Below are 11,662 nucleotides of genomic sequence, written 5' to 3'. Positions count from 1 at the left end.
ACTGACCCACAGGCGCATTGATGCCGCTGGCCGGTACCCCGCACGGGGTACCGGCCAGCGGCGTCCTCGCATCCGACCGTCCAGTGGAGCCCGCATACGCCGGTGGGGCCGCGACGGGGTCGGTCACTCGGTGGTGAAGTTGCCGACCTGGCTGGCGGTGCTGGACTGGTCGCTGGTGGAGCCGCCGGCGGGGGTGCTCATGCCGCCGGTGGTGGCGTCGCCCGTGGTCGTGGGGGCCACCTTGCCGGGGTGCCGCTCGGGCTGCCGGGCCAGCCGCCGGGCGCTGGCCGGGCCGGCGGTGCCGCCGGTCGTGGTGATCGCGCCCTGCCCCCGGGTGGGGCCCCCGTCGCGCAGCACGTCCGGGTCGACCGGGACGTGGGCCGGGTCGTCCGGATCCTCGTCCTGGATGACCCGCTGCACGTCGGTGCGGGGCACGGTCACCTCGTCCAGGACGCCCTCGCCGTACACGCCGCCGGCGATCCGGTCCTCGGCCCGCCGGGCGGCGTCCTGTCGCATGTCGTCCTCACGCACGTCCATCACCTCACAGAAGTGTCGGTCCGGGTGCGTGCCCGGCGACCGCCCCGGCAAACCCGCACCGCCGGGCCGGCCGGCGGCGTACCCCGTCCGTGGCGCGCCCCGCGCGGCCCCGGCGGACCGGATTTTTCCCGGCCGCCGGTCGGTGTTACTGCCCCCGCGGGGTCGGGTAGACGGCGGGTGCCCTCGCCATGAACGCGAACCGTGCCGTGGCCGAAACGCGGTAGCGGGGGGAGGGAATGCAGGTACGACTCATCGCATCCTGAGGAGGACAAGATGAGCACGCAGGCTGCATCCACTAGGCCGATGAACCGGCCGGTGCAGGAAGCGCCCAACCGGGCCATGCAGGACCGGGCCATGCAGGAGACGCCCACCCGCCCGATGCCGATGGTGCCCGACGGTCGTCGGGAGGCCATGCAGGCACCCGGTACCGAGACCAAGCCGGCGCTGCGGACCACCGAGTTCTGGGTCTACATCGCGGCCGTGATCGGCGTGCTGGCCGCCTCGCAGCTGGTCGGGAAGAACTCGGCCGGGGTGGACATCTTCCGGGCCCCCAACGCGTGGTTCATGATCACGCTGCTGACCCTCGGCTACCTGGGTAGCCGTGGTCTGGCCAAGGCCGGCAGCAACTGGCGCAGCAGTGAGGAGCGCAAGGCCCGGCACTGACCGGGTACGCGCGCCACAACACGCGGTGGCCTCCGGGGCGTACGTCCCGGAGGCCACCGCCGTGTGTGGTCTGGTCCTACTCCTCGAAGCCGCCGAAGTCCTCGGCGAAGTCGCCCTCGATCGCGTCCTCGATCATCTCGCCGGCGACCATGCCGCCGACAAGACCGAGCGCGGCGCCCGCGACCACGCCGCCCATACCGGGACCCCGGCCGTGCCCGTGGCCGTGGCCGCCGAAGCCCGGCGCGCGCAGGCTGCCGTAGCGCGAGGTGGTCTCGCGCAGCCAGCCGTCGACGACCTGGACCCAGTCCGTCCGGTCGGCGTCCGCGTACGAGACCCGGTAGTGGCCGAAGGCGTCGTGCCCGGCGGTGAGGAACCCGCCGCGCTTGTCGCACTCGAGGATCACCTCGACGCCGTGCGGGCTGGTGACGAAGGTCAGCTCGACCTCGTTGATGGTCGACGCGTACTGCGGCGAGGCGAAGAACTCGATCTCCTGGTAGAACGGCAGCGTCTGCTGCGTGCCCCGGATGTGGCCGCGTTCCAGGTCGGCGTGCTTGAAGCGGAACCCGAGCTGCTGGAACGCCTCCAGGATCCGCTCGTGCACCGGCAGCGGGTGCACGTTGACCTGGTCGAGGTCGCCCTTGTCCACCGCCCGGGCGATCGCCAGCTCGGTACGCAGCCCCATCGTCATGCCGCGCAGCCGCTGGCCGTACACGTCGGTGATCGGGGTCTCCCACGGCACCGGGAGCTGGAACGGCAGGGAGAGCTGCTGCTTCGGGGCGAGCTGGAACGCGCCGCTGACCGGCAGCCGGTGGAACTCCATGATGCCGGCGTACTCGGTGTCGCCGCCTTCGATCTCGACCCGGGTGACCAGGCTGACGACGACCTGCTCGACGTTGGCCGGGGCGTCGCCACCGACCAGGTTCACCTGGCCCTCCAGGGTCAGGCCGGGTCGGGTGTTCGGGTTGGTCAGGACGGTGTCGACGCTCGGCCCACCCACACCGAACGCGCTCAGCATCTTCTTGAAGACCATCGGAACTCCCGCAGGATCACGCCGCACTCCACCCTGGAGCGGGTCGTTGACTGCTCGGACCCTATCCGGCACCGCTGTGAAGTGCCTGTGAGGGCACGCCGGCCATGCAGGCCCGGACCTCCCTGCGAGCGTGGTGCACGGCCCGGCGGCCCTCGACGCGCTGGACGCCGACCCCCGGCTCGCCGGGAACCACCGGCTGCCCGCCGCCCGCTCCGCCACCGGCAACGAGGGTTGACCGGCGCCGCCGGGGGTATCCGTGGACGATCCGCCCGGTCCGGCGCCGAGCCGGGCGGGAAGACGGCTCGGAAGGAGAACGCCATGGTCACCGTCGGCTACACCCTGTTGTGCGAGCAGGCCGGCCCCAAGCACCTGGTCGACTACGCGGTGCGGGCGGAGGCGGCCGGCTTCGAGCAGCTCGTCATCTCCGACCACTACTACCCGTGGCTGGACTCGCAGGGCCACTCCCCGTACGCCTGGTCCGTGCTCGGCGCGGTCGCGCACGCCACCAGCCGGGCGGAGCTGATGTCCTTCGTGACCTGCCCGATCCGCCGCTACCACCCGGCGGTCGTGGCGCAGAAGGCCAGCACCGTCGGGGTGCTCTCGGACGGCCGGTTCACCCTCGGCCTCGGCGCGGGCGAGAACCTCAACGAGCACGTGGTCGGCGGCTGGCCGCACGTGCAGCAGCGGCACGAGATGTTCGAGGAGGCGCTCCAGATCATCCGGCCCCTGCTCAACGGGGAGACGCTGACCTTCTCCGGCAACCACTACGACGTGCCCGACGCCTACGTGTGGGACCGGCCGGACCGCCCGGTGCCGATGGCGATCGCCGCCTCGGGCCGGCAGTCGGCCACCCTCGCCGCCGAGTACGGCAACGGCATCGTCGCCACCGAGCCCGACCCGCACATCATCGAGATGTACGAGGACGCCGGCGGCGTCGGGCGGCCCCGCTACGGGCAGGTGGCCATCTGCTACGGCCCGGACGAGGCGGAGTGCCGCAAGATCGTGCACGACCAGTTCCGCTGGTTCGGGATGGGCTGGAAGGTCAACGCGGACCTGCCCGGGCCGGAGTCGTTCGCCGCCGCCACCCAGTTCGTCCGCGAGGAGGACGTGGCCGCGGGGATATCCTGCGGGCCCGACGTGGACCGGCACGTCGAGGCGTTCAAGAAGTTCGTCGACGCGGGCTTCACCCACGTGGCGATCGTGCAGGTGGGCGGCGAGACGCAACCCATGTTCCTGGACTGGGCGCAGGAGCAGTTGCTGCCGAGGCTGCGCGAGCTGTGAGGATCTCGCCGACCCGGCGGCCCCGGGTGACCCCGCCCGGCCGGTTCGGACCGGAGGAGTTGCGCCTCGCGCTGGCCGCGCCGCGCCCGGCCGCCGGCCTGACCAGCGAGTGGCGGCTGGTCGACGGGATCCGTACGCACACCCGCCGCACGGCCGGCCCGGGCACCGGCGCCACACCCGTCGTGCTGGTGCACGGGCTGGCGGTGTCCCACCGCTACCTGACCCCACTCGCCCTGGCGCTGGCCGACACCCACCCCGTGTACGCGCCGGACCTGCCCGGCTTCGGGCTCACCGAGCGCCCCGGCACGGCGTACGACGTCGCCCGGCACGCCAACCACCTGGCCGCCTGGCTGGCCGCGTACCGGATGCCGCCGGTCTGCCTGCTGGGGCACTCGTTCGGCGCGGAGGTCGTCGCGGCGCTGGCCGCCCGCCGGCCCGACGCGGTCCGGGCCGTGGTGCTCGCCGGGCCGACCGGCGACCCGGCCGCCCGGTCCCGGCGGGGACAGTTCGGGCGGTGGCTGGTGGACGCCCTGCGGGAGGCGCCGTTACAGGCGCCGATCCTGCTCCGGGACGTCGTGGACGCCCGCCCCTGGCGCGTCCACGCGACGCTGGCGCACTCGGTACGCAACGGCGTCGAGGCGGACCTGGTCCGGATCACCGCGCCGACCCTGTTGGTCGCCGGCTCCCGGGACCCGGTGGTGCCGGCGTCCTGGCGGTCGCAGGTGGGCCGGCTGGTGCCGCACGCCCGCACGCTCACCGTGCCGGGCGCCGCGCACAACGTCGCGACCACCGCGCCGGCGCAGGTCGCCGACGCGATCCGTGCCCTGCTCGCCCCGTCCCTGACGAACAGGTGATCACATGCGCATCGGCAACACGGAGATCCGCCCCGCCGGCGGTGGCCTCGGCTGCCTCCTGATGATCCTCTTCTCGATCGTCGCCTCGATCGTCCTGACCGTCCTCCTCAACCTGGTCCTGTAACCGCCGTTCGCCCGGCCCTGGTCAGCGGCGCAGGCCGAGGGCGGCCAGCACCTCGCGGGTCGCCTGGCGGACCGGGTCGACGACGCTGCCGCGCAGCCAACGGGCGACCGGCGACACCGTCGCCCGCCACGCGGCGGCGACCGCCCGGCCCACCGGGCGCACGGCGTGCCGCCACAGCCAGCCCGCCGCGAGCACGAACGGCCGCAGGGTGAGCGCGTAGCACCACCACAGCAGCCGGCCGGTCATCCGCCACGCCCACGCCGCCGCATCGAGCAGCACCCGGCCGGCGGCCAGCAGCCACCGGCCCAGCGCGGCGAGCCCGGCCGCCAGCAGGCGCCCGAGCGGGGCGAGGAGCCGGGCGAGCCAGCTCAACGGCAGCCAGACCAGGTGGTACGCCAGCCAGGCCAACGGCACCCACACCACCGTCCGGACCAGCCAGGCCAGCCCGCGGGCGAGCCACACCAGCGGCACCCACACCAGCGTCCGGACCAGCCAGGCGATGCCGCGGGCGAGCCACACCAGCGGCAGCCACAGCAGGTGACGCAGCAGCCAGCCGACCGGGCGCAGCAGCCAACGGTCCAGGAACCGACCGACCGGCGCGAGCAGCCAGCGGTGCAGCCACCCGCAGACGGCGGCGACCAGCTCCCAGACCAGCCGCACGGGCACCACCACGACCAGCGCGATCCCCCGGGCGACGGCCACGACCAGCGGCGCGGGCTCAGAAGTGGCGGGTGTTCCGGTGGCACGCGGAGCCGGGCCGGGCGAGTCGATCACCGGCACACGGTAACCAGCCCCGGCAAGCACCCGGCGGCGGGCGCGTCGAGGCGACCTGCGGGGCGGCCGGGCGGCCGGGTGACCAAATGACCGACCGGGTGGGCTCAGGCCGGGTCGAGGGCCAGGTCCGCGACGAGCGGGTAGTGGTCGGAGGCGTACTCGGTGTCGCCGCCCCGGACCACCCGGCAGTCCCGCACCCGGGCGGCCAGCGCCGGGGTGCCGAACAGGTAGTCCAGCCGCATGCCGGAGAACTCCGCGCCGCCGCCGTGCCGCGTCGGCGCGGTCAGCCCGGCGTCGGGCGTGCCGGCCGCCGCGTACAGGTCGACCAGGCCGACGGCGAGCAGTCGGGCCACCGCCCGGGTGTCCACCGTCCGCCCGTCCCGACGCAGGTGACGGCGGCGGTACGCGGCGGGGAGCCGGGCGATCCGGTCGGTGTGGTCGGCCACGGGGTCGAGGGTGTTCAGGTCCCCGGCCAGCAGCGCCAGCTTCCCCGGCGTACGGCGCAGCGCGGCGGCGGCCCAGCCCGCCTCGACGCGCCGGCGCAGCCCCGAGTAGGGATCGAGGTGGACGCTCAGCACGGTCAGCGGGCCGGCGTCGGTCGCCACGGTGACCCGCTGCGCGGCGTGGTGGAACGGCCGGCGCACCCGGGCGGCGGCGAGGGCGCGCAGCGGCGGCCGGAGCAGCACCGCCACCGGCTGGCCGAAGCAGGAACGGGCGAGGTGGGGCCGCATCCCCACCCGGCCCGCGAAGTCGCCGAGCACGTCGCCCGAGTCGAAGCCCCGCAGCTCCTGCAGGGCCAGCACGTCCGGCCGCTGCGCGGCGACGACCCGCGCCAGCCGGTCCCGGCGGTCGGCGCCGCCCCGGTCCCGGCCGCCGGTCCGGATGTTCCAGCTCATCACCCGCAGCATCGGTGCCATCAGTCCACCCGGGCGGCCTTGGCCAGCTCGTCGTCGAGGGTGTGCACGTCCTCGGACTCGATGCTGGGCCGGTTGCCCTCACGCAGGTCCTCGTTGGGGCGGACGACCCAGTAGAGCAGCCCGATCCATCCGGTGGTGAGGATGATCGCGCCCATGACGTCGGTGGGGTGGTGCATCCCCCGGTACATCCGGGAGATCGCCACGCCGGCCGGCATCACCACCGCCAGCGCCACGAAGATCCACCGCCACCACCTGTCCGTACGCGGGACGACGATGATCGCGACGGCGACCCAGACGCAGAGCGTGGCGGCGATGTGGCCGGACGGGAACGAGGAGGTCGGCATCGGGCCGTCGAGGTTGCCCACCGGCGGGCGCGGCCGGTCGACCGCGGCGGCGGAGGCGAGGAAGAGGCTCAGCTCGCCGAACATGGTCAGGGCGACGAACAGCACCGGCCGCCAGCGCCGCCACACGGCCAGCACGAGCGGGCAGAAGACCAGCGAGATGAGCAGGATGGCGTGCGTGTCGCCGGCCTTGCTCCACCAGTGGCTGAGGTCGTCCCGGTCGGGGGTGCGGTGCTCCGCGAACCACCTCGGCACGTCGGCGTCGAGGGTGGCGAAGAGGGTGCCGCCAGCGTGGTAGCTGACGAGCATGCCGAAGCCGTAGAGCGCGCCGAGGACCAGCACCCAGCCGACGACCACCTCGAACACGGCTGCCCGGGGGTGCGGCAGCAGGTGCGCCTCGTCGGGGGCTGGGGCCACCTCGTGCGCGGCCTCCGGCTCCAGCCCCTCGGTCAGCGCCGGGACCGGCCGGCCCCGCTCCAACCGCCACAGCCGGAAGGCGTACGCGGTGACGCCGAGCCAGGCGGCGCCGAGCAGCCAGGCCCCGAGCACGTCGGAGACGAAGTGCACGCCCAGCGCGATCCGGGTCAGCCCGATCAGGAACACGACGGCGGCGACCAGGACGATCGCGGGTCTGCGCCAACGGCGCGACATGGCCGGCAGGAAGACCAGCAGCAGCGCCCCGTACGCGACCATCGAGCCGAGCGCGTGCCCGCTGGGGAAGCTGTCCCCGGCGTAGCTGCCGATCGGCACCTCCACCTCGGGGCGCAGCCGGTCGACCAGCGTCTTGAGCGCCGGGTCGAGGATCAGCGCACCGAGACCGGTGACGATCAGGAACACCGCGAGCCGGCCCTGCCGGCGGATCAGCAGGCCGACCACGGCGACCGACACCAGCCAGACGATGACCGCCCGACCGCCGAGGTCGGTGAGCGCGTTGAGCACGGTCACCAGCGGCCCGTGCGGGGCGACCAGGTCGTTGAGCCAGGCGACCACGCCGTGGTCGACGTCGTACAGCGGGGTCCACCGGGTCCGGACCAGGACGAGGAGCACCCCGAAGCCGACCCCGGCGCCGAGCACGACCGCCAGGCCGGCGAGCGTCCGCTCGGTGAAGTGACCCAGGGGTCGACGCAACGCCTCTTTGACCGCGTCCACGGCAGCCTCCCTCTCGCTCCTGGCGTGCCGCAATACCCGATCGGCGCTCCGCGTACACCGGAGGGTGTCCGAAACGGACTAGAGGGAGGTCATGTCGCCGGTGTCGTGGAGCTGGTCGCGCTCGGCCTCGGGCTCCCAGAGGTCGGGCTGGGCCGGCTCGCGCACGCCGATCCGCAACGCCTCCAACTGGGCGGCGAAGGAGAGCCCGCCGAAGAGCGCCATGCCGGTCAGGTTCGCCCACAGCAGCAGCGCCATCATGCCGGTCAGCGCGCCGTAGGTCTGGCCGAACCCGTCGCTGAACCGCACGTACGCGGCGAGCAGCAGGCTGGCCACCCACCACAGGACGGTGGCGATCCCGGCGCCGAGAAAGAGCCAGGACAGGCCGGGCTGGTTGCGGCGAGGCGCGTGCCGGAAGAGCACCGCGACGGCCAGGACGGTCAGCCCGAGACTGAGCGGCCAGCGCACCACGTCCCAGACGCCGTTGGCGAGTTCACCCCAGGCGTAGTGCCGCTGCACCGAGTCGCCCATGGGGCCGCCGCCGACGAGGATCAGGAACCCGGTCAGCGCCGGTACGCCGGCGGTGAGGGCGAGGACGGCGGCGCGGACGTACTTCCACAGCGCCGGGCGGTCCCGTTCCACGCCGTAGATCCGGTTGGCCCCGCGCTCGATCTGCGCCATCGTGCTGGTCAGCGCGACCAGGCCGGTGATCAGGCCGAGGCTGAGCGCCAACTCCCCGGCGCGTTCGGTGCGGTCGCCCTCGCCGAGCAGCTCGGCCACCACCGGCTCGCTCGCCCCGGGGGTGAGTGCGAGCACCGTGTCGGCGACGACCTGGCCGCCCTCCTCCACGCCGAGTTCGCTGATCAGGCCGGTCAGCGCGATCATGAACGGCACCACGGCGAGGCACAGTTGCAGCGCGAACGCGCGGGAGTGGCTGAAGCCGTCGCCGTAGCGGAACCGGATGAAGGCGTCCCGCAGCAGGTGCCAGCCGCCCTGCCGGCGCAGCGTGTGCCAGGCGTCGTCGGCGCTGAGCTCCTCGTCGGGCATCAGCCGGGTCTCCGGCACGATCCGGGTGCTACTCACTGTGCGCCTCGTCGATGAGCTGCTCGCCCCGCTCTCCGGCCGCCTGCGCGTCCTCGGCCAGGTCGGGGGCCTGCGCGGGCTGCGGCACGCAGAGCCAGAGCGCCCGCCGCCGGATCTCGGCCTTCAGGGTGCGGCCCGGCTCGATGAGGTCGCCGTCGAGTTCCCGGGGCTGGGCCCGGTTGCTGGTGATCTCCACGCGCCGGCCCCGGAAGACCTCCATCCGGGGGACGCGGTCCTGCCGGCGTACGACGGCCCAGCCGAGCGCCAGCCAGTGCCGCAGCGTACGCGGGGTGAGCACGGCGACGTCGAGGTAGCCGTCGTCGGGCTCGGCGTCGGTGAGCAGGCGCACCCCGCCCTGGAGGCGCCCGACGTTGGCGATCAGCACGGAGCGGGCCCGCCGGCGGATCGGCTGCTGGTCGTCGATGCGGATGGACACCTTCATCGGTCGGTCGCGCAGGTGCTTGGCGGCCCCCACCACGTACGCCGGCCAGCCGATCCGCTTCTTGGTGGTCTCCGAGGTGTCGGCGAGCATCTGGGCGTCGAAGCCCATGCCGGCCATCACGGTGAAGTAGTGGTCCTCGACCGCGCCGACGTCGAGCAGCCGGCGGCCGCGCTCGACGGCGACCTCCAGCCCGGCGGCCAAATCCCCGGAGAGTCCCAGGTTGGCCGCGAGCAGGTTGCCGGTGCCCTGCGGGAGCACGGCGAGCGCGACGTCGGTGCCGACCAGGCCGCTGACGCAGGACATCACGGTGCCGTCGCCGCCACAGGCGAAGACCACGTCCACGCCGGCCTCGACCGCCTTTTCGGTCTGGCCACGGCCCGGGTCCTCCACCGTGGTCTCGAACCAGAGCGGCTCGGGCCAGCCGGCGGCGGCGAGGGCGTCGTGGACCGTCCGGTGCAGCTCGTCGAGGTCGGCCACCTTCACGGGGTTGACCACCACGGCGGAGCGCAGGCCACCGTCATGGGCCGCGCGCCTGTCCTGTCGAGGATCCACGGCGCCAGTGTGCAGCAGATCCGACGCGGCAGCGAGCCGGCGACGCGGTGACGTTACGCGCAGCGAAAGCAGGTTTACGATCCCGCCCCGGGTCGCCGGCTCCGGAGGCTCAGGCCGCCGCCCGCAGCGCGGTCTCCACCCGCCGGCGCAGGTCGGCCAGGTCGGCCCCGGCCTCGGTGAGCACCAGCGCGCCCAGCCCCCGCCCCTCACGGAGCACCCCGAGCAGGATGTGCTCGGTGCCGATGTGGCGGTGGCGCAGCCGCAGCGCCTCCCGCAGCGACAGCTCCAACACCTTCTTGGCGCGGGAGGAGAACGGCCCGCCCGCGTACCGTCGGCGGCCCCAGCGGCGGCGCGGCGCCGGCGCCGCCTCGCGCAGCGCGTCCGGGCCGAACGACTCCTCGATCCGGGCCACGATCGCGGCCAGGTCGATGCCGATCTCCCGCAGGGCGGCGGCGTCGGCGTCGGCGAGGCCGGTGCCGCCCCGCTCGGTGTGCCGGCGGACGCGGGCCCGCAGGTCGTCGGCGCGGACGCCGGCCTCGGCGAGCACCCGCGCGGCGAGGCTGTCCCCGTCGGCGAGGAGGGCGAGCAGCAGGTGCTCGGTGCCGACCGGCCGTTGGCCCTCGGCCCGCGCCTCGTCCCGGGCGACTCGCACGACGGTGCGGGCCCGGTCGGTGAACCGTTCGAACATCACGCCTCCCAGGAGGATCCGACCGCCGGTCGCCCGGCGTGCTTCTTGTGGACCGCCTGCCGGCTGACCTCGAGCTCGTCGGCGATCTCCTGCCAGGACCAGCCCTGTCGACGGGCGTTGTCCACCTGGACCACCTCGAGCCGTTCCAGCAGCCGGCGCAGCGCGCGGACGGCGCGCAGCCCGACCCGGGGGTCGGTGCTGCCGGCTGCCGCGGCGAGTTCCGTTGCCTGACTCATATCGTCAACTTACGTTGACATCCCCATCCTGTCAACCCATGTTGACACCCGGGTTCGGCTCGCCCGGTGCTACGGTCCGCCGGTGTCCAGCCTTCGCCCGCCGGCCCGCCGAGGTCCCCGTGCCCGATGCCGAGGTCCCCGTGTCCGATGAGGTTCCCGCGCCCGCCGAGCCGCGCCGCCATCCGCTCGGCGGGATCACGGTGGAGGCCGTCGGCAGCAGCGTCGTCGGCAACCGCTATCCGGCCAACTTCGACGTGCTGCACGTCGACCCGGCCCTGCCGTTCGCGGCGGTGGCCGACGGGATGGGCGCCGGCGAGGGCAGCCGCCGGGCCGGCACCACGGCGATGGGCACCCTGGTCGCACAGGTCCGGGCCGCCTGGCCCGACGTCGGCCCCCGGCAGTTGCGCGCCGCCGTGGCCGGCGTCCAGTCGGCCGTACGCGCCGCCGGCACGGGTCTGGCGGAGCTGACCGGCTGCACCCTGACCGCCCTGCTCGTCGAGCCCGACGGCGGCCAGGGCTGGCTCCTCCAGCTCGGCGACTCCCGCGCGTACCGGCTGCGCGACGGCCTGCTGGAGCTGATGACCGTCGACCACACGGCGGCCTGGCTGGGCGTGCTGCACGGCTGGTACCCGGCCGACTCCCCCGCCGCCGCCCGCGCCCGCTACCAGCTGACCCGCTACGCGGGGCACCCGGGCGAGCCGGAGGCGGACCTGCTCGCCGTGTCGCTGCGCCCCGGCGACGTGTGGCTGCTCTGCACCGACGGGGTCAGCGACCAGGTCGACTACCACCTGACCCGGGAACTGCTGGCGGCGCCACGACCGGAGGAGGCGGTCCGGGACCTGCTCGGCGCCACCCTGGAGGCCGGCGGCGACGACAACGCCACCGCCGTGGTCGTCCGGGTCCACGCCGCCACGCCCCACTGACGTGAAGACGCCGCTGGCCGGTACCCCGCGCGGGGTACCGGCCAGCGGCATCAATGCGCCTGTGGGTCAGC

General features: G+C 74.3%; 13 protein-coding genes. 4 read left to right on the top strand and 9 right to left on the bottom strand.

Annotated features, from left to right (window positions below):
* Nucleotides 1–123: 123 nt before the first annotated feature.
* Nucleotides 124–531 (bottom strand): hypothetical protein, encoded by a 408-nt coding sequence (locus tag ABZ793_RS34105; RefSeq protein WP_357465024.1) that lies wholly within the window; start codon nt 529–531, stop codon nt 124–126.
* 279 nt (nt 532–810) lie between these two features.
* Here ABZ793_RS34105 and ABZ793_RS34100 point away from each other — a divergent pair, with 279 nt between their 5' ends.
* Complete coding sequence (locus ABZ793_RS34100; RefSeq protein ID WP_357465022.1) at nt 811–1,200, top strand: hypothetical protein; 390 nt, start codon at nt 811–813, stop codon at nt 1,198–1,200.
* A gap of 76 nt (nt 1,201–1,276) precedes the next feature.
* Here the strand turns inward: ABZ793_RS34100 and ABZ793_RS34095 are convergent, their stop codons facing one another.
* Nucleotides 1,277–2,230, bottom strand: coding sequence for a sporulation protein (locus ABZ793_RS34095; protein ID WP_357465020.1), 954 nt, complete (start codon nt 2,228–2,230; stop codon nt 1,277–1,279).
* Between the two features lie 318 nt (nt 2,231–2,548).
* On the opposite strand from ABZ793_RS34095, the gene ABZ793_RS34090 reads away from it, so the two are divergent.
* Nucleotides 2,549–3,511, top strand: coding sequence for a TIGR03557 family F420-dependent LLM class oxidoreductase (locus ABZ793_RS34090; RefSeq protein ID WP_357465018.1), 963 nt, complete (start codon nt 2,549–2,551; stop codon nt 3,509–3,511).
* Complete coding sequence (locus ABZ793_RS34085; RefSeq protein ID WP_357465016.1) at nt 3,508–4,365, top strand: alpha/beta hydrolase; 858 nt, start codon at nt 3,508–3,510, stop codon at nt 4,363–4,365. Before ABZ793_RS34090 ends, ABZ793_RS34085 begins: the two co-directional genes overlap by 4 nt.
* A 145-nt stretch (nt 4,366–4,510) precedes the next feature.
* On the opposite strand, the gene ABZ793_RS34080 is transcribed toward ABZ793_RS34085, so the two are convergent.
* The 7 genes from ABZ793_RS34080 to ABZ793_RS34050 form a co-directional block, all read right to left on the bottom strand.
* Complete coding sequence (locus ABZ793_RS34080; protein WP_357465014.1) at nt 4,511–5,263, bottom strand: hypothetical protein; 753 nt, start codon at nt 5,261–5,263, stop codon at nt 4,511–4,513.
* A gap of 104 nt (nt 5,264–5,367) precedes the next feature.
* Nucleotides 5,368–6,171, bottom strand: a complete 804-nt coding sequence (locus ABZ793_RS34075) for an endonuclease/exonuclease/phosphatase family protein (protein WP_357465026.1) — start codon at nt 6,169–6,171, stop codon at nt 5,368–5,370.
* An 8-nt stretch (nt 6,172–6,179) separates the two neighbouring features.
* Nucleotides 6,180–7,670 carry a phosphatase PAP2 family protein gene (locus ABZ793_RS34070; protein ID WP_357465012.1) on the bottom strand — a complete coding sequence of 497 codons (1,491 nt, stop codon included), beginning with the start codon at nt 7,668–7,670 and terminating at the stop codon, nt 6,180–6,182.
* 78 nt (nt 7,671–7,748) lie between these two features.
* Nucleotides 7,749–8,750: a YihY/virulence factor BrkB family protein gene (locus tag ABZ793_RS34065; protein WP_357465010.1), complete on the bottom strand. Its 1,002-nt coding sequence runs from the start codon at nt 8,748–8,750 to the stop codon at nt 7,749–7,751.
* Nucleotides 8,743–9,744 carry a diacylglycerol kinase family protein gene (locus tag ABZ793_RS34060; RefSeq protein WP_357465008.1) on the bottom strand — a complete coding sequence of 334 codons (1,002 nt, stop codon included), beginning with the start codon at nt 9,742–9,744 and terminating at the stop codon, nt 8,743–8,745. Before ABZ793_RS34060 ends, ABZ793_RS34065 begins: the two co-directional genes overlap by 8 nt.
* Before the next feature lie 109 nt (nt 9,745–9,853).
* Complete coding sequence (locus ABZ793_RS34055; RefSeq protein WP_357465006.1) at nt 9,854–10,432, bottom strand: Clp protease N-terminal domain-containing protein; 579 nt, start codon at nt 10,430–10,432, stop codon at nt 9,854–9,856.
* The gene (locus ABZ793_RS34050; protein WP_089001290.1) at nt 10,432–10,668 is read right to left on the bottom strand and encodes an HTH domain-containing protein; all 237 of its coding nucleotides are present in this window, start codon (nt 10,666–10,668) and stop codon (nt 10,432–10,434) included. Before ABZ793_RS34050 ends, ABZ793_RS34055 begins: the two co-directional genes overlap by 1 nt.
* A gap of 140 nt (nt 10,669–10,808) precedes the next feature.
* On the opposite strand from ABZ793_RS34050, the gene ABZ793_RS34045 reads away from it, so the two are divergent.
* Nucleotides 10,809–11,591 (top strand): PP2C family serine/threonine-protein phosphatase, encoded by a 783-nt coding sequence (locus tag ABZ793_RS34045; protein ID WP_357465004.1) that lies wholly within the window; start codon nt 10,809–10,811, stop codon nt 11,589–11,591.
* Nucleotides 11,592–11,662 lie beyond the last annotated feature (71 nt).

It is taken from the genome of Micromonospora sp. NPDC047465, from assembly GCF_040643125.1.
In the GTDB taxonomy this organism is placed as follows: Bacteria; Actinomycetota; Actinomycetes; order Mycobacteriales; family Micromonosporaceae; genus Micromonospora.
Note: the sequence above shows the minus strand (reverse complement) of the source record. Positions and strands in the feature narration are given on the sequence as shown.